We start from the raw sequence: 24,696 nt of genomic DNA, 5'->3' as shown, positions 1-24,696 counted from the left end.
AGCGCACGGGCAGCGTGCGAAGGATCGCAGGCATCCCGTAGTGGCGTCCGGCCTTGCCAAAGCCGCGGCGCAGGATGCGTATCACCGGAGTCGCTGTTGCAGCGTCGTCCTCATCGCACCTCCGACCGCTGGCGCGCGCCGGCGCGGATGTGTTCGGCCCATCGTTTTCGCTTATGCCCCGTGTCGCCCTCGCTCAGGAGATCTCCATGTCGTTCCCGCACGCACCCCATCCTTCCCATCGCCCGCAGCCGCTGGCGCTGGCCGTGGTCGCCGCGCTGTCGCTGGGCGCCGCATGCCCGGCGCTGGCGCAGGAGGCGAGCGCGGACGACGGCAAGGCCCAGACCCTGGACAGCATCGTGGTCACCGGCTCGCGCCTGCGCCGCGTCGATACCGAGACCGCCAACCCGGTGGTGACGATCAACCGCGCGCAGATCGAGGCGACCGGCAAGGCCACGCTCGGCGACCTGGTGCAGGAACTGCCATCGATCGCCGGCAACGCGACCAACCCCAACACCAACAACGGCGGCGGCACCGGCGCCTCGACCATCTCGTTGCGCGGCCTGGGCGAGAAGCGCACGCTGATCCTGGTCAACGGCACGCGCCTGGCCAGCAACGACGTCAACGCGATCCCGGCGACGATGATCGAGCGGGTGGAAGTGCTCAGCGACGGCGCCTCGGCGGTGTACGGCTCGGACGCGATCGGCGGGGTGGTCAACTTCATCCTGCGCAAGGGCTTCGACGGCATCGAGGCCAGCACCGACTTCGGCACCAGCTCGCGCAGCGACGGCAACCGCCGCAGCTTCTCGCTGACCGCCGGCAAGACCGGCGAGCGCGGCAGCATCGTCGCCGGCCTGTCCTACCACGACATCGATCCGGTCTCGGCCGGCGCGCGCAGCTACTCGAAGGATGCGCTGTCGCTGATCGACGGCGTGCCGGTGAAGCAGGGCTCCTCGGCCACGCCGACCGGCAGCATCAGCTTCGACGAAGGTTCCGCCCGGTCCAGGGCGCTGGCGGCGAGCAACGGCTGCGCGCGGGTCACCTTCAACGGCGGCAGCGGCAGCCCGACCAATGCCAGCCAGTACCACTGCTACGACGCCGCCAGCGATTCCTACAACTACCAGCCGTACAACCTGCTGCAGACGCCGCAGGAACGCACCAATGCCTTCGTGATCGGCAGCTTCCGCTTCAACGATCACCTGGAAGGCTACGTCAACACCTACTTCAGCAAGACCACCTCGTCCTCGATCATCGCGCCGATCCCGATCTTCGCCAACGGCGACAATTTCCTGGCCTCCGCCGGTAGCTATTACAACCCGTTCGGCGTCAACTTCGGCACCGACCGCAGCACCGCGACCTCGTACAACAGCTTCAACAGCCGCGCCACCGTGCTGGGCAACCGCCGCTACGAATACGACACCTACAATTTCCAGATCAATCCCGGCCTGCGCGGCAGCTTCGGCGACAGCTCCTGGCAATGGGACGCCAGCGTCAACTACGGCAAGGTCAAGCAGAAGTCGATCAACCACGGCTTCCTCGACTACGCCGGGTTCAACGCCGCGGTGGGGCCGTCGTTCCTGGACAGCGACGGCACGGTCAAATGCGGCAGCGCCGGCGCGGCGATCGCCGGCTGCACCCCGATCGACGCGTTCAACCTCAACAGCGAGAGCAACAAGGCGGCGCTGGAAGCGCTGGTGGTCAACCCGATCGTGACCAGCGTCTACAGGGTCAAGCAGTTCGAGGCCAACGCCAACGGCAACCTGTTCGACCTGCCGGCCGGCACGGTGAGCCTGGCCGCGGGCGTGTCCTACCGCAAGGAAAGCACCTCCACCGCCGCCGATCCGCTGTGGACCGGCGACGAGAACGGCATGTGCGGGGTGATCGAATTCTGCGCCAGCGTGCTCGGCGGCAGCTTCAGCGTCAAGGAAGCCTATGCCGAGGCGCTGTTCCCGCTGCTGGCCGACCTGCCGCTGGTGCATTCGCTGAACCTGACCGTCGGCAGCCGCTTCTCCGATTACGACAGCGTCGGCAGCAAGACCAACAGCAAGGTCTCGCTGGAGTACCGTCCGATCGAGAACCTGTTGCTGCGCGGCACCGTGTCGCAGGTGTTCCGCGCGCCGAACATCAACGAACTGTATTCCGGCGTGGTCGGCGACTCGGCCACGGTCAAGGATCCGTGCAACGGCTACAGCGGCGGCCATGCCGCGGCCTGCGCCAACGTGCCCACCGACGGCAGCTACCAGCAGGCCGACAACCAGGTCGGCGCCAAGGCCTCCGGCGCAGTGGTGGCCGGCTACCAGCTCAAGCCGGAGACCGGCAAGTCCTACGATTTCGGCGTGGTCTACGATCCGGGCTGGCTGGACGGCCTGTCGATGAGCGCGGACCTGTGGAAGATCAACCTGCAGGACACCATCACCCAGGTCTCGGCGCAGACCGTGCTCAACCAGTGCTATCCCAACGCGTCCAGCGCCTACTGCGCGCTGATCCACCGCAACGACAACGGCACCATCAATTACATCGCCGAGCCGACCGTGAACCTCGGCAAGCTGTGGGCCAGCGGCACCGACTTCAGCCTCAACTACCGCCTGCCGGACACCGCGTGGGGCAGCTTCAACGCCAGCCTCAACGGCACCTACGTGATCCGCTACGACATCAATCCGGACACTACCGATGCCAGCACCGTCACCATCCATAACGCCGGCAAGTACACCCAGGCCTACGGCAACTTCCCGCGCTGGCGCGGGCTCGGCGCGCTGAGCTGGAACCTGGGCGACTGGAGCGCGTCGTGGCGCATCCGCTACATCGGCAGCACCGAGATCGGCAGCGAAGATACGCGGCAGAGCCTGTCGGCCGATGCCGGCCTGCCGCACGCGGTGCGCCGCATCGGTTCCTATGTCTATCACAACGTGCAGGTCGGCTATAACCTCACGCCCTGGCACACCCGCCTCGAGCTGGGCGTGGACAACCTGGCCGACAAGCAGCCGCCGCTGTACTACGCCAACAACGTCACCAACGCCAACACCGACGTGGCCACCTACGATCTGCTCGGCCGCTACTACTGGGCGCGGGCGACGGTGAAGTTCTAAGCCCGCGTTCGGCCAGCCGAAACGTGACATTGCCGATGCCGATGCCGATGCCGTTCCCGGTCGGCATCTGCTCAGGCGCGGCTTGATGTAATGGTGCGCGGTACTGGCGGCAACCGCGTACGTGCGGCCGCCGTGCTGCGCGTGCTTACTCCAGCAACTTCAGCAGGTCCTGGTGCAGGTCTTGCGGAATCCGCACGCCCTCGCGAAGGCTGCGCGCGCGCGCCTGATAGCGGCGTTGCGAGGGCAACCGCGCACCGGTGTCCTGGTAGGCGGCGAAGAACGCCTCGGCGCGTGCCATGTGCGCGGCCCACTCCGCGCCCAGGAACCGCACCGGGTCCAAGGCCAGGATCAATTCGCCGTGGTAGGGGGAGGCACCGGCGCCGGCATCGTGCGCCAGCGATTCGGCGCTGGTGAGGTCGCCGATCAGCGGCCCGGCGATCAGTTCGATCATGGCGGACAGCGCCGAACCCTTGTGTCCGCCGAAGGTCAGCATCGCGCCACCGCCGCCGGCGACCACGTTCGGATCGGTGGTCGGCCTGCCGCTGGCGTCCACGCCCCAGCCTTCGGGAATCGGCAGGCCCGCGCGGCGGTGCAACTCGATCTCGCCGCGCGCCACCGCGCTGGTGGCGAAATCGAACACGAATGGAAGCGCGTCCACACGCGGCCAGCCGAACGCGAGCGGGTTGGTTCCCAGCAGGGGCGTGTGGCCGCCGGCCGGCGTGACCCAGGCATGGCTGGGATTGCAGATCAGCGCGACCAGCCCCGCTTCGGTGATGCGTTCGACTTCCGGCCATAGCGCGGAGAAATGCACGCAATGGTTGATCGCCAGCGCCGCCAGCCCATTGCCGCGCGCCTTTTCGATCAGCGACGGTAGGCCGCGCTCGAATGCCAGCAGCGAAAAGCCGCCGCATGCATCGACGCGGACGATCGCGGGTGCCTGATCGTGCACGACCGGTTCGGCATCGCCCGCGACCTTGCCGTTGCGCAGCGTCGCCACGCATCCCAGGGTCCGGTACAGCCCATGCGACGCGCAGCCGTCGCGTTCGCCGGCGACGATCGTGGCGGTGAGGGTTCGCACATGCGCCGGACCGAAGCCGGCATGGCGCAGGATGCGTTCGACCAGGGCGGTGGCTTGGTCCAGGGACAGGGTGACGGGATCGCTGGCGTTCATCGAAAAAGGCGCGGACGGGAGTGAACTGGATTCTCGCCCGCGCCGTGCTGTGTGAACACCCTCGGGTTGCCAAAAAACGCTACGGGGTTCTTCAGGGCTGACGATGCAGGGTCGGGACAATAAACAAAGCCGGCAGGATGCCGGCTTCGTTGTTACGCGCGCTTGGCCCGTGCAGCAGGCCTACGCCGACAACTCCAACAACAGCTTGTTGAGCCGGCGCACATAGGCGGCCGGATCCTTCAGGCTGTCGCCGGCGGCCAGTGCGGCCTGGTCGAACAGCACCCGCGCCAGGTCGCCGAAGCGCTCGCCGTCGGCTTCCGCGTCCAGCTTCTCGATCAGCGGATGCGCCGGGTTGAACTCGAACACCGGCTTGCTCTCCGGCAGCTTCTGTCCGCTGGCTTCCAGGATCTGCCGCATCTGCAGGCCCAGGTCGCCCTGGCCGATGGCCAGGATCGCCGGCGAATCGGTCAGGCGGTGCGACACGCGCACTTCCGACACGTCCTCGCCCAGCGCCTGCTGGATGCGCTCGACCAGGCCCTGCTTGGCCTTGGCCGCTGCTTCCATGGCCTGCTTCTCTTCCTCGCTGTCGAGCTTGCCCAGGTCCAGGTCGCCGCGCGCCACGTCGACGAAGGACTTGCCGTCGAATTCGGTGAGGTAGCTCATCAGCCACTCGTCGATGCGGTCGGTGAGCAGCAGTACCTCGATGCCCTTCTTGCGGAACACTTCCAGGTGCGGGCTGTCCTTGATCTGCGCGTAGCTCTCGCCGCTCAGGTAGTACAGCTTGTCCTGGCCGTCCTTCATCCGCGCCACGTAATCGGCCAGCGCCACGCTGTGCTCGGCGTCGCCGCTATGGGTGGAGGCGAAGCGCAGCAGGCCGGCGATCTTCTCGCGGTTGGCGAAGTCCTCGGCCGGGCCTTCCTTCAGCACCTGGCCGAAGTTCTTCCACACGCTCTTGTAGCGCTCGGGTTCGTCCTTGGCCAGCTTCTCCAGCATGTCCAGCGCGCGCTTGGTCAGCGCCGACTTCATCGAGTCGATCACTGGGCCGGACTGCAGGATCTCGCGCGACACGTTCAGCGGCAGGTCGCTGGAATCGACGATGCCCTTGATGAAGCGCAGGTACAGCGGCAGGAACTGTTCGGCCTGGTCCATGATGAAGACGCGCTGCACGTACAGCTTGAGCCCGCGCGAGGCGTCGCGCTGGTACAGGTCGAACGGCGCGCGCCCCGGCACGTACAGCAGCGAGGTGTAGTCGAGCTTGCCCTCGACCTTGTTGTGGCTCCACGCCAGCGGGTTCTCGTGGTCGTGCGCGATGTGCTTGTACAACTCCTGGTATTCGGCGTCCTTGATCTCGGTGCGCGGCCGCGTCCACAGCGCGCTGGCGCGGTTGACGGTTTCCCACTCCGGGGTTTCCGGCTTGTCCTTGTCCTCGCCGTGGTGTTCCTTCGGCAGTTCGATCGGCAGCGCGATGTGGTCGGAATACTTGCGCACGATGCCGCGCAGCTTCCAGCCGTCGGCGAAGCCGTCCTCGCCTTCCTTCAGCTGCAGCACGATGCGGGTGCCGCGCTCGGGCTTGTCGATGGTGGCGACCTCGAACTCGCCTTTGCCGCGCGAGGACCAGTGCACGCCCTCACTGGCCGGCAGCCCGGCGCGGCGGCTGTACACGTCGACCTGGTCGGCGACGATGAAGGCGCTGTAGAAGCCCACGCCGAACTGGCCGATCAGGTGCGAATCCTTCTTCTGGTCGCCGGACAGGTGCTTGAGGAACTCGGAGGTGCCGGACTTGGCGATGGTGCCCAGGTGCGAGACGATCTCCTCGCGGCTCATGCCGATGCCGTTGTCGTCGATGGTGACGGTGCCGGCGTCCTTGTCGAAGCCGATGCGGATGCGCAGCTGCGCATCGCCGTCCAGCAGTTCGGGCTTGACCAGCGCCTCGAAGCGCAGCTTGTCGGCCGCGTCGGAGGCATTGGAGATCAGCTCGCGCAGGAAGATCTCCTTGTTGGAATACAGCGAGTGGATCATCAGTTGCAGCAGCTGCTTGACCTCGGTCTGAAAGCCCAGGGTTTCTTTTTGGGTTTCCACGCTCATCGGTGCTTGCTCCAGGGGGTGGGATGGCTGGCCGCGCGGAGGAGGGCGCGGCTCTGCCTGCGGACATGGTGGCGGGCAGGCCCGGCTTCAAGCGCCAGGTGACGCAAGCGGCGGGCATGGCGCTGGTCTATCATCCTGGCCCCGTTCCTGCCGCCGCCGTCGATGCCGACCCCGTGCCCGTTGCTTCCCGATTCCCGGCCGTTGCGAGGCCGCCGATGAGCCGTGCCGGCGCCGGCCAGGTGCGCATCATCGGCGGCCGCTGGCGCAATACGCGGCTGCCGGTGCCGGACCTGCCGGGCCTGCGCCCGACCTCGGACCGGGTCCGCGAGACCCTGTTCAACTGGCTGCTGCCGGCGTTGCCCGGCGCACGCGTGCTGGACCTGTTCGCCGGCAGCGGCGCGCTCGGCCTGGAGGCGGTGTCGCGCGGCGCGGCCTCGGCCTGCCTGGTCGAGCGCGACCCGGCGCTGGCCGCCGGGCTGCGCGCCAGCATCGCCAGGCTGCAGGCGCAGGCGCAGATCCAGGTGGTGCAGGACGACGCGCTGCGCTGGCTGGCGGCGCCGGGCGCCGACGCCCCGGCCGACATCGCCTTCGTCGACCCGCCGTTCGCCGACGGGCTGTGGGACGCGGTGCTGCAGCGGCTGCCGGCGCGGCTGGCGGCCGACGCCTGGCTGTACCTGGAGTCGCCCGCCGGGCAGGCGCCGGCGCTGCCGGCGCCGTGGGCGCTGTACCGCGAGGGCGGCAGCCGCGAGGTCCGCGCTGCCCTGTACCGGCGCACCGCTGCTACACTTCCCGGCGACCTTAACGCGGTATCCAATGCATGACCGTGGCCCACAGCCGCATCGCCGTCTACCCCGGCACCTTCGATCCGATCACCAACGGTCACATCGACCTGGTCAACCGGGCCGCGCCGCTGTTCGAGCGGGTCGTGGTGGGCGTGGCGCAGAGTCCGTCCAAGGGGCCGACGCTGCCGCTGCAATTGCGCGTGGACCTGGCCCGCGAGGCGTTGGCCGGGCACCGCAACGTGGAGGTGATCGGCTTCGACACGCTGCTGGCGCATTTCGTGCGCTCGGTCGGCGGCGGGGTGCTGCTGCGCGGCCTGCGTGCGGTGTCGGATTTCGAATTCGAGTTCCAGATGGCGAGCATGAACCGGCATCTGATCCCGGAGGTGGAGACGCTGTTCCTCACCCCGGCCGAGCAACACAGTTTCATTTCGTCGTCGCTGGTGCGCGAGATCGCGCGGCTGGGCGGCGACGTGTCCGGCTTCGTGCCGCCGTCGGTGATGCAGGCGCTGGTCCAGGCCCGCCAGGCCGCGGCGCAGCGCTGAGCCGTCCGTCATTCACATACAAACAAGGGAGCCATCCATGAAGAACACCGTACGCGTGCTGCTGATCGCCTCGCTGGCACTGGGCTTCACCGCCTGCAAGAAGGAAGAGGCCGCCGCGCCCGCCGCCGACGCGCAGACGGCGCTGGTTGCGCCGTCCAAGGACGACGACGCCGGCTGGAAGAAGTACCTGCAGGAAGTGGCGTTGCAGAACATGGGCAACATCCCCAACAGCCCGTTCCTGTACTACCTGCCGCCGGAGTCGGATGCGGACTTCCAGGCCAAGTACGATCGCCAGGTCGAAAGCGCCACCACCGCCATCGGCCGCGGCATCCAGCCGGGCAACATGCTGGCGTTCGGCTCCTCGGCCTCGGCCAAGATGGCCGACCTGATCGCCGCGGCCTTCGCCAAGGTCGGGCCGAACACGATGAAGGGCGTGCGCGTGGTCTACATCGGCAGCGCCGCCGACAACGCCCGCGTGCAGGCCGTGATCCAGCCGACCGGCGCCGAGTACATCTTCGTCGAAGCGAAGTGAGGCATCGCCGGCGCGCCTGCCCGGGCGCGCCGGCCACGCCGCCTGCCAGGCGTTCGGCGCGGCGCAGCGGACAGGCGTGGCGGCCTCTGCGGCCGCCACCGATGCGCTGACGCAAGGTCAGTTGCGTGTGGGATCGCCGACTGCCTGGCGAGACCAATCCAGCCATTTTCGAAGCCGAGGCTGTCAGCTGCCGCGGTGCATGCGCGCGCCGCCGCCACGCCAGGCGACGCTGCGTTGCGCTTGCGCGCCGCGCCCTTCGCAGGGGCGCGCCGCGCGATCCGGTAAGATGCCCGGGTTAGCGCCGAATCCAGTGAAATGTCCCTCAAGATCAACGAGCTGTGCGTCAACTGCGACGTCTGCGAGCCGGCCTGCCCGAACCAGGCCATCGCGATGGGCGAGACGATCTATGTGATCGACCCGGCCCGCTGTACCGAATGCGTCGGCCATTTCGACGAGCCGCAGTGCGTGGTGGTGTGCCCGGTCGAATGCATCGATCCGGATCCGGCGATCCCGGAGAGCCACGACCAGTTGCTGGCCAAGCTGTTGCAGCTGCAGCGCGATCATCCCGAGTTGTACCCACAGGAGCCCCCCGCCGCATGAGAACCCTCGTCCGCCGTGTCCTGCTGCTCGCGTTGGTCCTGACGCCGTCGGCGTGGGCCGAGGCGCCGGTCGCTACCGCTGCCGCGCATCCGCCCGGCGCGGCCGTCGCCAGCGGCCACCGCCTGGCCACCGATGCCGGCCTGCAGATCCTGCGCGAGGGCGGCAACGCGTTCGACGCGGCGGTGGCGGTGTCCTCGACGCTGGCGGTGGTCGAGCCGATCAGCTCCGGCTTGGGCGGCGGCGGCTTCTTCCTGCTGCACGACGCCAGGACCGGCAAGGACGTGATGCTGGACGCGCGCGAAGTCGCCCCGGAATCGGCGACCGCCGACAAGTTCCTGGACGCCAAGGGCGCGCTGGACCGCGACCGCTCGGTCAACGGCCCGTGGTCGGCCGGCATTCCCGGCCTGCCGGCGGCGCTGGTGGAGCTGGCGACCCAGCACGGCAAGCTGCCGCTGCAGCAGTCGCTGGCGCCGGCGATCCGCATCGCCCGCGACGGCTTCCCGGTGTACCGGCGCATGGCCCAGGGCTACCAGTCGCGGCGCGAGGTGATGGAGCGCTATCCCGGCACCCGCGAGGTGTATCTGCGCAACGGCAAGCCGATCGCCGAAGGCGACCTGTTCAAGCAGCCGGAACTGGCCAATACCTTGCAGTTGCTGGGCGCCAAGGGCTTCGACGGTTTCTATCGCGGCGCCACCGCCAACAAGCTGCTGGCCGGGGTCAGGCAGGCTGGCGGCCACTGGACCGCCGAGGAACTGGCCGGCTATACGGTCAAGCAGCGCACGCCGATCCGTTTCGACTACAAGGGCTGGAGCATCACCACCGCGCCGCCGCCGTCGTCCGGCGGCATCGCCCTGGCCAGCATGCTGCAGATGCTGGAAGGCTACGACCTGAAGGCCATGGACCCGGTGCACCGCACCCATCTGGTGGTGGAAGCGATGCGCCGCGCCTACCGCGACCGCACCTTCTTCCTCGGCGATCCGGATTTCACCACGGTGCCGCAGCGCGTGCTGCTGAGCAAGGACTATGCGGTGGGCCTGCGTTCGACCATCAACCCGGAGAAGGCCACGCCCAGCGACCTGCTGTCGGGCCAGCCGACCCCGCTGGAAGACGACGAGACCACCCATTTCTCGATCATCGACGGCGAGGGCAACCGGGTCGGCGCGACCCAGACCGTGAACCTGCTGTTCGGCTCCGGGCTGATCCCCAAGGGCACCGGCGTGCTGCTCAACGACGAGATGGACGACTTCGCGCTCAAGCCCGGCACGCCCAACGCGTTCGGGGTGATGGGCTACGCCGCGAATGCGCCCAAGCCGGGCAAGCGCCCGCTCAGCTCGATGACGCCGACCTTCATGGAGAACGCCGACAAGACGATCGTGCTCGGCACCCCGGGCGGCAGCCGCATCATCACCATGGTGCTGCTCGGCATCCTCGGCTACGACGACGGCCTCAGCGCGCAACAGGTCGCCGCGCTGCCGCGCTACCACCACCAGTGGTTGCCGGACGTGATCGAGGCCGAGACCGGCACCTTCGACGCGGCCACCGTGCACGGCCTACAGGCGCTGGGCCACGCGCTCGAGCTGCCCGGCGACAGCGCCGAGGGCGGGCGCGGTTCCAGTCACGTGTGGGGCAACCTGCAGACCGTGGAGTGGGACAAGTGCAACAACGTGCTCAGCGGCGGCAGCGATCCGCGCAACGAGGTCGGCAGCGCCGAGGTCGTGCAACTGGCAGCGCCAGCGCGCTGAGTCGCACGCCGCGCGCTTTTGCGAATCCCCAATCCCGAATCCCGGCAATGAAACTCTGGTCCATCCAAGGCAATTCGCAGAAGCTCGACGGCGGCGCGATGTTCGGCAACGCGCCCAAGGCGATGTGGCAGCAATGGGCCGCGCCCGACGACGGCAACCGCATCGCGCTGGCCTGCCGCGCGCTGCTGGCGCGCCCGCTGGCCGGCAAGACGGTGTTGTTCGAGACCGGCGTCGGCGCGTTCTTCGCACCGGCGCTGCGCGAGCGTTACGGGATCCAGGAAGAGCGCCAAGTGCTGCTGGATTCGTTGCGCGAGGCCGGTGTCGCGCATCCCGATATCGACGTGGTAGTGCTGAGCCATCTTCACTTCGACCACGCCGGCGGGCTACTGGCGCCGTGGCGCGAGGGCGCGGCGCCGGAACTGCTGTTCCCGAACGCGCGTTTCCTGGTGGGTGCGGCGCATTGGCAGCGTGCGCTGCAGCCGCATCCGCGCGACCGCGCCAGCTTCATTCCCGAATTGCCCGGCTTGCTCGAGGCCAGCGGCCGCCTGGAGCTGGTCGACGGCGACTACTCGCGCGCGCTGGGCGAGGCGGTGCGTTTCCGTTTCAGCGACGGGCATACCCCGGGGCTGATGCTGGCCGAAATCGTCGGCGCGCGGCAGGCCGATGGCCAGGCGCATGGCGGCGTCGCGTTCTGCGCCGATCTGATCCCGGGGCGCTCCTGGGTGCATGTGCCGATCACCATGGGCTACGACCGCAACGCCGAACTGCTGATCGACGAGAAGCGCGCATTCCTGGAAGACGCGCTGGCGCGCAACGTGCACCTGTTCTTTACCCACGACCCGGACTGCGCGCTGGCGCAACTGGCGCGCGATGGCAAGGGCCGTTTCGTCACCACGCATGAGCTGCCGGCACTGCAGGCGCGCGTGCTGGCCGCTGGCATCCCGGCTGGCGGCTGAAAGACCTTGGCGCGGCGCTTGCAGCCGTCATCGCGGCCAGCCAGTATCGGCGCATGAACCTGCCTATCGCCTTGCGTTGCCTGCTTTTCGCCTGCCTGCTCGTCGCTGGCTGCGCCTCGCGTTCCGAGGATGCGGCCATGTCGCCGATCCGGCTCAACCAGGTCGGCTACCTGCCGGCCGCCAGCAAGCTCGCGGTGGTGCCCGATGGCCATGGCGACGCATTCGCGGTCGAACGTGCCGATTCGGGCGAGGTGGTGCTGCGCGGCACGCTCGGGCCGGCGGCGACATGGGCGCCGGCGCAGCAGACGGCGCGCATCGCCGACTTCTCCGCGTTGCGCGCGGCGGGCCGCTACCGCTTGCGGGTGGACGGACTGCCGCCGTCGGACAGCTTCGCCATCGCCGCCGATGCCTACGATGGGGTGACGCGCGCGGCACTGAAGGCCTACTACTTCAACCGCGCCAGCACCGCGCTGCCCGGCGAGTACGCCGGCCGCCACGCGCGCGCCGAAGGGCATCCGGATACGCATGTCCTGGTCCACGCGTCGGCGGCTTCGCCCGGGCGCCCGGCCGGCACCGCGATCTCCGCGCCGAAGGGCTGGTACGACGCCGGCGACTACAACAAGTATGTGGTCAATTCCGGCATCACCGTCTACACGCTGCTGTCTGCCTACGAGCAGTTTCCGGCTTACTTCGCCGCGCAAAAGGAAGGTATCCCGGACAGCGGCGGCGGCGTGCCGGACATCCTGCGCGAGGTCGACTGGAACCTGCAGTGGCTGCTGGCGATGCAGGATCCGGGCGACGGCGGCGTGTACCACAAGCTGACCAACCTGGACTTCGGCGGCATGCAGATGCCCGACCAGGCGCGCGCGCCGCGCTACGTGGTGCAGAAGAGCACCGCGGCCACGCTCGACTTCGCCGCGGTGATGGCCCAGGCCAGCCGCATCTACGCGCCGTTCGACGACCGCTTCGGCGGCGGCGTGTCCAAGCGCATGCTGCAGGCGTCGCGCCGCGCTTGGGCCTGGGCGCAGGCGCATCCGGACGCGGTCTACCGGCAGCCGGCGGATGTGCACACCGGCGGCTACGCCGACGACACGCTCGACGACGAGTTCGCCTGGGCGGCGACCGAGCTGTACCTGGCCACCGGCGAGGATGCCTTCTACGACGCGGCGATGGCGCGCAATGTGCCTGCGAGCGTGCCGAGCTGGGGCGCGGTGGGTGGGCTGGCCTGGATGTCGCTGGCGCAGCACCGCGCGCGGCTGACCGCGCATGCCGATCAGGCGCGCATCGCCCGCGAGATCGACGGCGTGGCCGCGCAGCTGCTGCGCGCCTGGCAGGATTCGGCGTGGAAGCTGGCGATGACCCCCGGCGACTTCCACTGGGGCAGCAACGGCAACGCGCTGAACCAGGCGATGCTGCTGTTGCAGGCGTATCAGCTGGAGCACAAGCCGCAGTATCTGCAGGCCGCGCAGTCGCAGCTGGACTACGTGCTCGGACGCAATCCGCTGGGCATGTCGTTCGTGACCGGCATCGGCGCACGCTCGCCGCTGCACATCCACCATCGCATCTCCATCGCCGATGGCGTCGCCCTGCCGGTGCCGGGCCTGCTGGTCGGCGGCCCGCAGCCGGGCCAGCAGGATGCCAAGGTGTGCAAGCATGCCTACGCCTCGTCGCTGCCGGCGCTGTCCTACCTGGACCAGGAGTGCAGCTACGCCAGCAACGAAGTGGCGATCAACTGGAACGCGCCGCTGGTGTACGTGAGCGCGGCGCTGCAGAACCTGCAGCGCTGAGGTCGCGCGGAGCTGCGGCTCAGGCGACCCGCGTACCGAAGATGCGGTCGCCGGCGTCGCCGAGGCCGGGCAGGATGTAGCCCTTGTCGTTGAGGTGGTCGTCGATCGCGGCGGTGTAGATCTCCACGTCCGGATGCGCCGCTTGCAGCGCCTGCAGCCCTTCCGGCGCGGCGACCAGGAAGATGCCCTTGATCCGCCGCGCGCCGGCGCGCTTGAGCATGTCCACGGTGGCGATCAGGGTGCCGCCGGTGGCCAGCATCGGGTCCAGGATCAGCGCGTCGCGTTCTTCCAGGCGGCCGGTGAGGCGCTCGAAGTAGGGCACCGGCTGCAAGGTTTCCTCGTCGCGCTGCAGGCCGACCACGCTGACCCGCGCCGTCGGAATCAGCGCCAGCACGCCGGGCAGCATGCCCAGCCCCGCGCGCAGGATCGGCACCAGGGTGATCTTGGCCCCGGCGATGCGTTGTACCTCGGTTGGGCCGGCCCAGCCGTCCATGGTGTGCGTTTCCGTCTCCAGGTCGGCGGTGGCCTCGTAGCCGAGCAGGGTGCCGAGTTCGGTGACCAGTTCGCGGAAGCCCTTGGTGCTAAGCGCGGCGTCGCGCAGCAGGCCGATCTTGTGCTGCACCAGCGGATGGCGGACTTCGACGATCTTCATGGGCGCGCTCGCAACGGGGATGCGCACAGTGTGCCGCAGCCGGCGCGAGCGTCGCCAGTTGCGTGCAGCGGCAAGTGCCGGCACCGGCGCCAGCCGGAGGCGCGAAATCCGGCCAGCCGCTGTGCTGTTCCGTCGCGTCGATGGCACGGGTAGCGCCGGCGCTCGAAATGCGTGCTGATCGCCGCCACCAGGTGTCCGCCCGCCGAGAAGCCCAGCACGCCGATCTTGATCAAAAGGAACGCTGGCTGCCAGCGAGGTAGTGGTCAGCTCGACCGAATGAGGCCGCCAGCGCGACTCACCGCGCCAGGCGGTAGAGCAGGAACGCGGCCAGTGCCAGCAGCGCCCAGCACGCCAGGCCCAGGATCATCAGCGCATCGTCGCTGGCGACCATGCTGCCGCTGGCGTCGCGATAGAGCAACGCTTGGCCGTGGTGGCGCTTGCCGGGCCGGTGCAGCGGCCGGTCGCGCCGGGCTTCGGCGCGAATCCAGCCCAGCGACAGCGCCGGTAGTAGCAGCCTGCGGCCGCTCCAGTAGCCGAACAGCTGCAGGACGCGTTCGAACAGCGGCCGGGCGATCGCCTCGGCCAGGTCCTGCAGCATGCGCCAGCCGGCCTTACGCGGCTGCGGCCTGCGCCAGGCGCGGACCCTCGCGCAGCGCGCGGCCGATCAGCCCGACCAGCAGGTCCAGCTCGTCGCTGTCCATCGCGAAATGCGGGGTGAAGCGCAGCGAGTTCTCGCCGCCGTGGATCACGTTGACCCCGTGCTGGCGCAGCCATTCCTCGGTGGAGCCGGCGCCGTAGCACTTGAACTGCGAGGCCAGCGCGCAGGAGAACAGCAGGCCGGTGCCTTGCACCTGGGTGATCAATCCGCCGAGCTCGCTCTTGAGCTTCTCCAGTTTCTGCACTGCCTCGGCGCCGCGCGCGCGGATGTTGGCGCGCACCTGCGGGGTCAGCTGCGCCAGCGTGGCGCTGGCCACGTCCAGCGCGCGCGGGTTGCTGGTCATGGTGTTGCCGTAGGTGCCCTTGCGGTACAGCTGCGCGGCATGCTCGGTCACCGCCAGCACCGACAGCGGATATTGCGCGGCGTTGAGCGCCTTGGAATAGGTTTCCATGTCCGGCGCCTCGAGTTGCTCGAAGCCGGGGTAATCCACCACCGACAGCACGCCGTGGGCGCGCAGCCCGGCCTGGATCGAATCGACCAGCAGCAGGCTGCCGTGGGCGCGGGTCAGTTCGCGCGCGGCGGCGTAGAACGCCGGCGGCAGCGCGCGGCCCGGGTCGCCTTCGCCCATCACCGGCTCCAGGAACACCGCCTCGACGAAGCAGCCGTGCTGCTCGGCATCGGCGAACGCGCGGCGCAGCGCGTCCACGTCGTAGGGCGCGATCGCGATCACCGAATCCTCGCCGCGATAGCTGGCCAGGTGCTGCAGATAGGCCTTGCGGCTGGAGTCGGAATACAGCCCGGGACGGTCGGTGCGGCCGTGGAAACTGCCCTTGACCACGATGCGCCTGATCCGGGCGCCGGCGTGGCGCGCGCCCGGGTCGGTCTGCAGCTTGGCGTTGATGTCGGCGATGCGCGCGGCCAGGCCGACCGCTTCGGAACCGGAGTTGAGGCACATGAACTTGCTGTACGGACAGCCGCCGCGGCTTTGGCCGATCTCGGCGCGCAGCGCGCGCTCGAAGCGCAGCTGCGCCAGGCTCGGGGTCATCACGTTGGCCATCGCCTGCGGCCGCGCCATCGCCTCCAGCACCGCGTCCGGGGTGTGGCCGAAGCCGAGCATGCCGTAGCCGCCGGCGTCGTACAGCACCGCGCCCTTCAGCGTGACCACCCATGGCCCGCGTGCGGTCAGCGCCACGTACGGGGTCACCGCGTCGTCGGCGTAGAAGTTGACGAAGCCGGCCTGCAGCGTGCGGATCTGCTCGATCTCGTCCAGCTCGAGCAGGTCGGCGAACTCCGTGACAAGACGCGCATGGTCCGCGGCGGCGGCGTCGATCGCGGCGCCCAGCTGCGGGTGCGAGGCGGCCAGACGGTCGATGCTGGCATCGTCCAGGCCAGCGGTCAGGCGTTCGCCGGCATGGGCGCGCAGCGGGGCGAGGGGGCCGAGGACGGACATGCGGGATCTCCTGGAGGCGGGGCGTTTGGCGATAGGCTTTCTATTATCAGGACCGGATCGTCGGTTGGCAGAGTTGATTTGTGCAGGAAATCGGATAATTTCGTCGATTCGACGAAATCTGGCCGCGCATGAAGATCACTTCCTCCGACGAACGCCTGCTCTCGCTGCTGCGCGAGGACGCCCGCGCCTCCACCGCGCAGATCGCCCGCAAGCTCGGCCTGTCGCGCACCACCGTGCAGAGCCGGATCGAGCGGCTGGAGCGCGAGGGGGTGATCTGCGGCTACACGGTGCGCACCCGCGACGACTTCGAGCAGGGCCACATCCGCGCGCACATCCTGATCACCGTGCTGCCGAAGAAGATGACCTCGGTGGTCAAGGCGCTGCGCGAGATCGACGAGGTCCGCGTGCTGCATTCGGTCAGCGGCTCCTACGACCTGATCGCGCTGGGGGTGGTGCCGGGCGTCAACGACATGGACGTGCTGACCGACCGCATCGGCGCGGTCGATGGGGTGGAGCGGACGACCTCGTCGATCATCTTGTCGACCAAGTTCGAGCGTTGAGGTGCCGGGATTGGGGATTCGGGATTAGGGATTGGTTAGAGCGGAGCCAGGCGCCGCGCTTTTTGCGAATCCCCAATCCCGAATCCCCAATCCCGGCCCTCCAGCTACAATGACCGGCCACCTGTACTGTGATGCGCCGGCCTTGAAGAAGTCCGATTTCCACTACGACCTGCCCGAGGAACTGATCGCGCAGGCGCCGCTGGCCGAACGTTCCGCCAGCCGCCTGCTGCTGGTGCCGCCGGCACCGGCGCCGTTCGCCGACCGCCAGGTGCGCGATCTGCCCGAGCTGCTGCAGCCGGGCGATCTGCTGGTGTTCAACGATACCCGGGTGATCCCGGCGCGGCTGTTCGGCAACAAGAGCAGCGGCGGTCGTGTCGAGATCCTGATCGAGCGCCTGCTCGGCGGCCAGCGCGCGCGCGCGCAGCTGGGCGTGAGCAAGTCGCCCAAGGCCGGCGCGCGCATCGCCCTGGATGCCGGCGGCGAGGCCGAGGTGCTGGACCGCGACGGCGAGTTCTACGTGCTGGAATTCCACGTACCCGACACCCTGGAGGCGTGGCTGCAGCAGGCCGGGCGCCTGCCGTTGCCGCCGTATATCCGCCGCGAGCCCGGGCTGGACGACCGCGAGCGCTACCAGACCGTGTTCGCGCGCGAGGCCGGTGCGGTCGCCGCGCCGACCGCTGGCCTGCATTTCGATGCGCCATTGCTGGAGGCGTTGCAGGCGCGCGGCGTGAGCGTCGGCCACGTCACCTTGCACGTGGGCGCCGGCACCTTCCAGCCGGTGCGGGTGGAGGCGCTCGCGCAGCACGTGATGCACCGCGAATGGCTCAATGTCGGCGCCAGCCTGGTCGAGCAGGTGCGGCGCACGCGCGCCGCCGGCGGCCGCGTGATCGCGGTCGGGACCACGGTGGTGCGCGCGCTGGAGAGCGCCTCCAAGGATGGCCAGCTGCATCCGTTCGCCGGCGAGACGCAGATCTTCATCCTGCCCGGCTACCGCATCCGCAGCGTCGATGCGATGGTCACCAACTTCCATCTGCCTGAAAGCACGCTGCTGATGATGGTTTCGGCCTTCGCCGGCCGCGAGCGCATCTTCGACGCCTACCGGCATGCGATCGAACAGCGCTACCGCTTCTTCAGCTACGGCGATGCGATGTTGTTGTGGGGCGGGGAATCGGGAATGGGGAATGCGGCGTCGTAAAAGCCAGAAGCCGTTGCTCCGTCCGTTGTCGTTTCCATTCCCGATTTCCGATTCTCCATTCCCGGCCTCTCCATGTCCCGATTGCAGTTCCAGCTCGATACCACCGACGGCGCCGCGCGCCGCGGGCGCCTGACCTTCCCGCGCGGGAAGGTCGAAACCCCCGCGTTCATGCCGGTCGGCACCTACGGCTCGGTCAAGGGCGTGCTGCCGGAGCAGATCAAGGCGCTGGGCGCGCAGATCATCCTCGGCAATACCTTCCATCTGTACCTGCGGCCGGGCCTGGACGTGATCGGCGACCACGGCGGGCTGCACGGCTTCGCCCGCTGGGACGGGCCGATCCTGACCGATTCGGGCGGCTTCCAGGTGTTCTCGCTGGCGCACCGGCGCAAGATCAGCGAGCAGGGCGTGACCTTCGCCTCGCCGACCGACGGCGCCAAGGTGTTCCTGGGGCCGGAGGAGAGCATGCGGATCCAGAAGGTGCTCGACTCGGACATCGTGATGATCTTCGACGAGTGCACTCCGTACCCGGCCACCGAGGACGTCGCGCGCCGCTCGATGGAGCTGAGCCTGCGCTGGGCGCAGCGCTCGCGCGAGGCGCACGACGGCCTGGACAACGACGCGGCGCTGTTCGGCATCGTCCAGGGCGGCGTGCATGCGGACCTGCGCACGCGCTCGATCGAGGGCCTGCAGGCGATCGGCTTCGACGGCTATGCGATCGGCGGGCTGGCGGTGGGCGAGCCGGAGCACGAGCGCAACGCGATGCTCGAACACCTGCATCCGCGTCTGCCGGCCGACCGCCCGCGCTACCTGATGGGGGTCGGGCGGCCGGAGGACCTGGTCGAGGGCGTGGCCCGCGGCGTGGACATGTTCGATTGCGTGATGCCGACCCGCAATGCGCGCAACGGCCACTATTTCACCGCGTTCGGCACCGTGCGCATCCGCAACGCCCGCTACGAGCGCGACCTGGCGCCGATCGAGCCGGGCTGCGGCTGCCACGCCTGCAGCGGCGGCTATACCCGCTCCTACCTGCGCCATCTGGACCGTTGCAACGAGATGCTGGCGCCGATGCTGGGCACCCTGCACAACCTCTGGTACTACCAGAAGCTGATGGCCGACATGCGCGCGGCGATCGCCACGGGAACCTTTGCCCAGTTCCGGCGGTCCTTCTATGCGGCGCGCGGGGCGGAAGCGACACCGCTTCCATCGGAGCAGTGACAAAGCCCCTCTCCTCCGGCAGAGGGGTTGGGGGAGGGGGCGGCGCGCAGCGTCTCGCGGAGTCTGGGTGCACCAGGCTGCGCCCGTACCCTCATCCGCCGCTGCGCGGCAGCTTCTCCCGACGGGAGAAGGAACAGCGGTCCCGGTGGGAGAAGAGAGGCGTTGCGGCCCGAACCAGGGGTAAGGAGAGATCGTGGCATAATCGGCGGCTGCTTGCCGCCTCAGGCGACAAACCAGCAGTCCGTGCCTTTCCCGGCGACGGGCTGCCCAAACCATAGGACACACCGATGAACCCGCTCGATTTCCTGATTCCCGTGGCCCAGGCGCAGACCGCCGGCGCCGCTCCTGCCGCCGGTGGCGGCATGCAGATGTTCCTGCTGCCGATCATCCTGATCGCGGTGATGTACTTCGTGATGCTGCGCCCGCAGATGAAGCGGCAGAAAGAGCACAAGTCGATGCTGGACAAGCTCGGCCGCGGCGACGAGGTCATCACCTCCGGCGGCGTGGCCGGCGTGGTCACCGATATCGGCGACAACTTCATCACCGTGGAAGTCGCCGACAACGTGCGTATCCGCGTGCAGAAGGCCGCCATCGGCAACGTGCTGCCCAAGGGCACGCTGAAGTCCGCCTGATCCATTTCTCTTACTGCTAGGCGCGGCGCCGGCGTGGCGTCGCGCGGGGTCCTGCAATGCTCGAGTTTCCGCGCTGGAAGTATTTCCTCATCCTGATCGTGCTGGCGTTCAGTGCGTTGTACGCGCTGCCCAACGTCTACCAGAAGGACCCTTCGGTACAGATCACCGCCAGCCGTGGCGGCCAGCTCGACGAGGCCCTGCGCGATCGGGTCAGCGCCGACCTGAAGGCGGCCGGGATCACCCCCAAGTCGGTGGCCAAGGAGGGCGACAGCCTGATGGTGCGCCTGCAGAACCTGCAGGCGCAGACCCGTGCCAACGACATCCTGCGCCAGCAGGTGGGCGAGAACTACACGGTGGCGCTGAACCTGGCCTCGACCGTGCCGCAGTGGCTGTCGGCGATCGGCGGCAAGCCGATGGTGCTGGGCCTGGACCTGGTGGGCGGGGTGCACTTCGCGCTGCAGGTGGACCAGAAGGCGGCGCTGGACAAGCGCCTGGACGCCTTCGCCGAGGACATCCGCACCACGCTGCGCGACAGCCGCATTCCTTACCGCTCGGTCGAGCGCCGTGCCGACAACAGCATCCAGGTCGGGCTGGGCGAGGGCGCCGACGTCAATGCCGCGCGCGCCGCACTGAGCAAGGCGCAGCCGACGCTGAGCTATGCCGTGTCCGGGCAGACCATCGCGGTCGGCGTGCCCGACGCCGAGCTCAAGCAGATCGCCGCCGGCGCGATCGAGCAGAACCTGACCACGTTGCGCAACCGCGTCAACCAGCTGGGCGTGGCCGAGCCGATCATCCAGCGCCAGGGCGAAGACCGCATCGTGGTCGAACTGCCGGGCGTGCAGGACACCGCCGAGGCCAAGCGCATGATCGGCGCCACCGCCACGCTGGAGTTCCGCGGCGTGGTCGAGGGCAATGCCGAGGACGCGGTGCGCACCGGCAACATCCCGCCGGAAGCCAAGGTGTTCCGCCTGCGCGACAGCGGCACGCCGGTGCTGCTGAACAAGCGCGTGCTGGTGTCCGGCGACCAGATGGTCGGCGCGGTGGTCAGCAACGACCAGAACGGGCTGCCGGCGGTCTCGGTGACCCTCAACAACGTCGCCGGCCAGCGCATGTTCGACTACACCAGCGCCAACACCGGCAAGCTGATGTCGGTGGTGTACATCGAGCGCATCCCGACCGTGAGCATGGTCGACGGCAAGGAAGTGCGCAGCGTGCGGGTCAAGGAAGAGGCGCTGGCGCCGACCCGCATCGCCGGCGTGTTTGGCAAGAACTTCCAGACCACCGGCCTGGAGAAGGTCGAGGCCGAGAACCTGGCCAAGCTGCTGCGCGCCGGTTCGCTGGCCGCGCCGATGGATTTCGTCGAGGAATACGTGATCGGCCCGAGCCTGGGCGCGGAGAACGTCGAGCGCGGCGTCACCGCGGTGGTCTATGCGTTCCTGTTCACCCTGGCGTTCTTCGGCGTGTACTACCGCATGTTCGGCGCGATCACCTCGGTGGCGCTGCTGATGAACCTGCTGATCGTGGTCTCGGTGATGTCGTTGTTCGGCGCCACCATGACCTTGCCCGGCTTCGCCGGCCTGGCTTTGTCGGTCGGTCTGTCGGTGGACGCCAACGTGCTGATCAACGAGCGTATCCGCGAGGAACTGCGGCTGGGCGTACCGCCGAAGTCGGCGATCGCCGCCGGCTACGAGAAGGCGGGCGGCACCATCCTCGACGCCAACCTCACCGGCCTGATCGTCGGCGTGGCCCTGTACGCGTTCGGGACCGGGCCGCTGAAGGGCTTTGCGCTGACCATGATCATCGGCATCTTCGCCTCGATGTTCACCGCGATCACCGTGTCGCGCGCGCTGGCGACGCTGATCTACAGCCGCCGCAAGAAGCTCAAGTCCGTTGCTATCTGATGCGAGTCCCTCGCAAGAGCCCGCACATCCCTGTGCGGGTTTTAAAAAATTGAAGAGCACGTCTCCATGAAAATTTTCCCGCTCCACCTGATCCCGAACGACACCAAGATCGACTTCATGCGTTGGCGGCGTCCGACCCTGGTGCTGATGCTGGTGCTGGCGGTGGCCTCGCTCGGGGTGATCTTCGGCAAGGGCTTCAACTACGCGCTGGAGTTCACCGGCGGTGCGCTGGTGCAGACCAGCTTCCAGAAGCCGGTGGACATCGACCACGTGCGCGAGCAGCTGGCCACGGCCGGCTTCGAGAACGCGCAGGTGCAGAACGTCGGCAGCGGCAACGCGATCGTGATCCGCCTGCAGCCGCAGGGCGAGCACAACAACGAAGACCTGACCAGGAACCTCGCCGAGCAGGTGCGCAAGGCGGTGACCACGGCGGAAAATCCGGCGACGGTGAAGCCGGGCGAATTCGTCGGCCCGCAGGTCGGCAAGGACCTGGCGCTGAACGGCGTGTACGCGACGCTGTTCATGCTGGTCGGCTTCCTGATCTACATCGCGTTCCGCTTCGAGTGGAAGTTCGCGGTGGTGGCCAGCCTGACCGCGCTGTTCGACCTGCTGGTGACGGTGGCCTACATCTCGCTCACCGGCCGCGAATTCGACCTGACCGTGCTGGCCGGCCTGCTGTCGGTGATGGGCTTTGCGATCAACGACATCATCGTGGTGTTCGACCGCGTGCGCGAGAACTTCCGCAGCCTGCGCGTGGAGCCGGTGGAAGTGCTGAACCGCTCGATCAACCAGACCCTGTCGCGCACCGTGATCACCGCGGTCATGTTCTTCCTGTCGGCGCTGGCGCTGTACCTGTACGGCGGTACCTCGATGGAAGGCCTGGCCCTGACCCACATGATCGGCGCGGTCATCGTGGTGGTGTCCTCGGTGATCGTGGCGGTGCCGCTGCTGTCGATCGGCCCGTTCCAGGTGACCAAGCAGGACCTGCTGCCGAAGACCAAGGATGTGGAGGCGTTGGCGCGGAGGCCGTGAGGAGCCGGGACCAGGGACCGGGGACCGGGGACCCGGAAGAGCGGGTTTCTGCTGCTGCAAGATTCCTGACAACAAAAAGCCGCGCATCTGCGCGGCTTTTTGTTTGACGAAGGGGCGGTAATGATCGGGGAGGGCGTCGCAATCGTCCTCGGCACCCCGGCTTTTGCTTTTCCGGGTCCCCGGTCCCCGGTCCCGAGTCCCGCCTCCTCAATCAAAACTTCGCGTCGAACTCCGCCGCATACCCGGTGTTGACGATCAGCTTCTGCAGCACTTCGCTGAGCTTGATGTTGCCGGCCACGATCTGGTACTGCGGGACGCCGCGGTCGTCGATGCGGCCCGGGGTGGCGCCCTTGAAGTCGGTGATGCGGCCGCCGGCCTCGCGCACCAGCAGCACGCCGGCGGCGATGTCCCAGGCCTTCACCCCCGCCTCGAAGTAGGCGTCGGTGCGGCCGCAGGCCACGTAGGCCAGGTCCAGCGCGGCCGAGCCGGTGCGGCGGATGTCCTCGGCCTGCACCATCAGCGCGTCCACGCACTTGAGCTGGGCGCTGGTGCGCTTGCGCTCGCGCGGGGCGAAGCCGGTGTTGACCATCGCCCCGTTCAAATCCTTGCGCTCGCTGACGCGGATGCGGCGGTCGTTGAGCACCGCGCCGTTGCCGCGGCTGGCGGTGAACAGCTCGTTGCGCAGCGGATCGAAGATCACCGCGTCGATCGGCTCGCCGTTCTCGACCAGCGCGATCGACACGCAGTAGTGCGGGAAGCCGCGCAGGTAGTTGCTGGTGCCGTCGAGCGGGTCGATCACCCACATGTAGCGGCCGCCGCCCTGCACGCCGCCTTCCTCGCCCATCACCCCGTAATCGGGATAGGCGCGGTGTAGTTCCTTGACGATCACCTTCTCCGCGTCGGCATCGACTTCGCTGGCGTAGTCCATGCGGTCCTTCTGCACCACGTTCAGCGCTTCCAGCCGGTTGATATGGCGCAGCAGCACATTGCCGGCGAGGCGGGCGGCCTTGACCATGACGGTGACGGCGGGTTTTTGCATGGCAACGGCTCCCGAGAGGGCGGAGAAGGATCTGGCGGAGGAAAAGAACAGTCCGGCGCGAAGGCCGGCCGCGCAGTTTACCATCTACGCCCCGTTCGCTCCGCATCTTCTCTGCCATGACCGCTTCTGCCCGCATCCGCTTCGTCCTGGTCGGTACCCAGCACCCCGGCAACATCGGCGCGGCGGCGCGGGCGATGAAGACCATGGGCCAGGCACGGCTGGTGCTGGTGGCGCCGGAGCGCGCGCTCGACGAGGACGCCTACCGGCGCTCGGCCGGCGCCGAGGACGTACTGCAGCAGGCGCCGGTGCTGGCCACCCTGGCCGAGGCGGTGGCCGACTGTCAGCTGGTGCTCGGCTGCACCGCGCGCAGCCGGCGGGTGGCGCTAGAAGAACTGCTGCCGGCGGACGGCGCGCAGCGCCTGGTGAGCGCGGCCGGGCAGGCCGAGGTGGCGCTGGTGTTCGGCCGCGAGCGCACCGGCCTGACCAACGAGGAACTGCAGCTCTGCCACGCGGCGGTGCACATTCCTTCCGATCCCGCGTTCAGCTCGCTCAACCTGGCCGCGGCGGTGCAGGTGCTGGCCTATGAGCTGCGCCTGGCGCACTTGCGCGGCGAAGGCACCGCGGCGGTGGCGCCGGAACCCGGCTTCCGCGAGGCCGCGGCCAGCCATGCTCAGCTGGAAGGGTTGTTCGGGCAATTGGGCGACACCCTGGACGACATCGACTTCCACAAGGGCCGCGCGCCGGATTCGGCGATGCGCAAGCTGCGCCGGCTGTTCCTGCGCAATGCGCTGAGCGAGCAGGAAGTGCGGCTGCTGCGCGGGATCCTGTCCGATGCGCAGCGCATGGCGCGGCTGGCGGGACAGGCGCGCAGTTAGTTTCGGGACTCGGGACTCGGGACTCGGGACTCGGCGAAGCAGGAGCCCTAGTCGTTGGCAGCTGGTCGCTTGTCGTGATGCACGGCACGTTCGTTTCCTTGCCGCGCCATGGGCGCCCCGAGTCCCCAGTCCCCAGTCCCGAGTCCCGAGTCCCGGCCCCAACAGCTGTTGCCAGCTGACGCTTTCGGCTAGGCTTATGGATTCTGC

General features: G+C 68.5%; 21 protein-coding genes and 1 pseudogene. 15 read left to right on the top strand and 7 right to left on the bottom strand.

The window, feature by feature from the left end; genetic code table 11:
* The first annotated feature begins 173 nt into the window (after positions 1-173).
* Positions 174-3,083 (top strand): TonB-dependent receptor, encoded by a 2,910-nt coding sequence (locus KHF85_RS12725; RefSeq protein WP_409976614.1) that lies wholly within the window; start codon positions 174-176, stop codon positions 3,081-3,083.
* Positions 3,084-3,228: 145 nt separating this feature from the next.
* Here the strand turns inward: KHF85_RS12725 and KHF85_RS12720 are convergent, their stop codons facing one another.
* Positions 3,229-4,254 (bottom strand): Ldh family oxidoreductase, encoded by a 1,026-nt coding sequence (locus KHF85_RS12720; RefSeq protein WP_284566942.1) that lies wholly within the window; start codon positions 4,252-4,254, stop codon positions 3,229-3,231.
* 180 nt (positions 4,255-4,434) lie between these two features.
* Complete coding sequence (gene htpG, locus KHF85_RS12715) at positions 4,435-6,339, bottom strand: molecular chaperone HtpG (RefSeq protein WP_284566941.1); 1,905 nt, start codon at positions 6,337-6,339, stop codon at positions 4,435-4,437.
* A gap of 215 nt (positions 6,340-6,554) precedes the next feature.
* Between htpG and rsmD the strand changes: the two genes are divergently transcribed.
* The 7 genes from rsmD to KHF85_RS12680 all read left to right on the top strand — a co-directional run bounded on the left by rsmD (position 6,555) and on the right by KHF85_RS12680 (position 13,280).
* Positions 6,555-7,160 (top strand): 16S rRNA (guanine(966)-N(2))-methyltransferase RsmD, encoded by a 606-nt coding sequence (rsmD, locus tag KHF85_RS12710; RefSeq protein ID WP_284566940.1) that lies wholly within the window; start codon positions 6,555-6,557, stop codon positions 7,158-7,160.
* Positions 7,157-7,663, top strand: coding sequence for a pantetheine-phosphate adenylyltransferase (gene coaD / locus KHF85_RS12705; protein ID WP_003466012.1), 507 nt, complete (start codon positions 7,157-7,159; stop codon positions 7,661-7,663). Before rsmD ends, coaD begins: the two co-directional genes overlap by 4 nt.
* 37 nt (positions 7,664-7,700) lie before the next feature.
* Positions 7,701-8,195 (top strand): hypothetical protein, encoded by a 495-nt coding sequence (locus KHF85_RS12700; RefSeq protein WP_284566939.1) that lies wholly within the window; start codon positions 7,701-7,703, stop codon positions 8,193-8,195.
* Between the two features lie 315 nt (positions 8,196-8,510).
* Positions 8,511-8,795 carry a YfhL family 4Fe-4S dicluster ferredoxin gene (locus KHF85_RS12695; RefSeq protein ID WP_003466018.1) on the top strand — a complete coding sequence of 95 codons (285 nt, stop codon included), beginning with the start codon at positions 8,511-8,513 and terminating at the stop codon, positions 8,793-8,795.
* A complete protein-coding gene (gene ggt / locus KHF85_RS12690; protein ID WP_284566938.1) occupies positions 8,792-10,537 on the top strand; it encodes a gamma-glutamyltransferase in 1,746 nt (581 codons plus the stop codon). The genes KHF85_RS12695 and ggt overlap by 4 nt, the downstream gene beginning before the upstream one ends.
* A 47-nt stretch (positions 10,538-10,584) precedes the next feature.
* A complete protein-coding gene (locus KHF85_RS12685; protein WP_284566937.1) occupies positions 10,585-11,493 on the top strand; it encodes an MBL fold metallo-hydrolase in 909 nt (302 codons plus the stop codon).
* Between the two features lie 53 nt (positions 11,494-11,546).
* Positions 11,547-13,280 (top strand): glycoside hydrolase family 9 protein, encoded by a 1,734-nt coding sequence (locus KHF85_RS12680; RefSeq protein ID WP_345782160.1) that lies wholly within the window; start codon positions 11,547-11,549, stop codon positions 13,278-13,280.
* Positions 13,281-13,299: 19 nt separating this feature from the next.
* Here KHF85_RS12680 and upp read toward each other — a convergent pair whose 3' ends face one another.
* The 4 genes and pseudogenes from upp to KHF85_RS12665 form a co-directional block, all read right to left on the bottom strand.
* Positions 13,300-13,932 carry a uracil phosphoribosyltransferase gene (gene upp / locus KHF85_RS12675; protein WP_284566935.1) on the bottom strand — a complete coding sequence of 211 codons (633 nt, stop codon included), beginning with the start codon at positions 13,930-13,932 and terminating at the stop codon, positions 13,300-13,302.
* A gap of 100 nt (positions 13,933-14,032) precedes the next feature.
* A pseudogene (locus KHF85_RS20660) lies at positions 14,033-14,159 on the bottom strand (alpha/beta hydrolase); the annotation flags it as partial.
* 68 nt (positions 14,160-14,227) lie between these two features.
* Complete coding sequence (locus KHF85_RS12670; protein ID WP_284566934.1) at positions 14,228-14,530, bottom strand: hypothetical protein; 303 nt, start codon at positions 14,528-14,530, stop codon at positions 14,228-14,230.
* 13 nt (positions 14,531-14,543) lie between these two features.
* Entirely contained in the window at positions 14,544-16,040 is a 1,497-nt protein-coding gene (locus tag KHF85_RS12665) for an aminotransferase class III-fold pyridoxal phosphate-dependent enzyme (protein ID WP_284566933.1), read from the bottom strand.
* A 128-nt stretch (positions 16,041-16,168) separates the two neighbouring features.
* On the opposite strand from KHF85_RS12665, the gene KHF85_RS12660 reads away from it, so the two are divergent.
* The 6 genes from KHF85_RS12660 to secF all read left to right on the top strand — a co-directional run bounded on the left by KHF85_RS12660 (position 16,169) and on the right by secF (position 22,575).
* Entirely contained in the window at positions 16,169-16,600 is a 432-nt protein-coding gene (locus tag KHF85_RS12660) for an Lrp/AsnC family transcriptional regulator (RefSeq protein ID WP_053837440.1), read from the top strand.
* Positions 16,601-16,742: 142 nt separating this feature from the next.
* Positions 16,743-17,795, top strand: coding sequence for a tRNA preQ1(34) S-adenosylmethionine ribosyltransferase-isomerase QueA (queA, locus tag KHF85_RS12655; RefSeq protein WP_284566932.1), 1,053 nt, complete (start codon positions 16,743-16,745; stop codon positions 17,793-17,795).
* A 72-nt stretch (positions 17,796-17,867) separates the two neighbouring features.
* Entirely contained in the window at positions 17,868-19,010 is a 1,143-nt protein-coding gene (gene tgt, locus KHF85_RS12650) for a tRNA guanosine(34) transglycosylase Tgt (RefSeq protein WP_284566931.1), read from the top strand.
* A gap of 287 nt (positions 19,011-19,297) precedes the next feature.
* Positions 19,298-19,642: a preprotein translocase subunit YajC gene (yajC, locus tag KHF85_RS12645; RefSeq protein ID WP_053834448.1), complete on the top strand. Its 345-nt coding sequence runs from the start codon at positions 19,298-19,300 to the stop codon at positions 19,640-19,642.
* A gap of 56 nt (positions 19,643-19,698) precedes the next feature.
* Positions 19,699-21,543, top strand: a complete 1,845-nt coding sequence (gene secD, locus KHF85_RS12640) for a protein translocase subunit SecD (protein WP_284566930.1) — start codon at positions 19,699-19,701, stop codon at positions 21,541-21,543.
* Positions 21,544-21,609: 66 nt separating this feature from the next.
* On the top strand, positions 21,610-22,575 hold the full coding sequence (secF, locus tag KHF85_RS12635) for a protein translocase subunit SecF (RefSeq protein ID WP_284566929.1): 966 nt from the start codon (positions 21,610-21,612) through the stop codon (positions 22,573-22,575).
* A 211-nt stretch (positions 22,576-22,786) separates the two neighbouring features.
* Here secF and KHF85_RS12630 read toward each other — a convergent pair whose 3' ends face one another.
* Positions 22,787-23,614, bottom strand: coding sequence for an inositol monophosphatase family protein (locus tag KHF85_RS12630; RefSeq protein ID WP_284566928.1), 828 nt, complete (start codon positions 23,612-23,614; stop codon positions 22,787-22,789).
* A 116-nt stretch (positions 23,615-23,730) separates the two neighbouring features.
* On the opposite strand from KHF85_RS12630, the gene KHF85_RS12625 reads away from it, so the two are divergent.
* On the top strand, positions 23,731-24,489 hold the full coding sequence (locus KHF85_RS12625) for an RNA methyltransferase (protein ID WP_284566927.1): 759 nt from the start codon (positions 23,731-23,733) through the stop codon (positions 24,487-24,489).
* Positions 24,490-24,696 lie beyond the last annotated feature (207 nt).

The organism is Xanthomonas graminis pv. graminis, assembly GCF_030168915.1.
GTDB classification, from domain to species: Bacteria; Pseudomonadota; Gammaproteobacteria; order Xanthomonadales; family Xanthomonadaceae; genus Xanthomonas_A; species Xanthomonas_A translucens.
The sequence above is the reverse complement of the archived record's forward strand: the minus strand, read 5'-3'. Positions and strand labels throughout refer to the sequence as shown.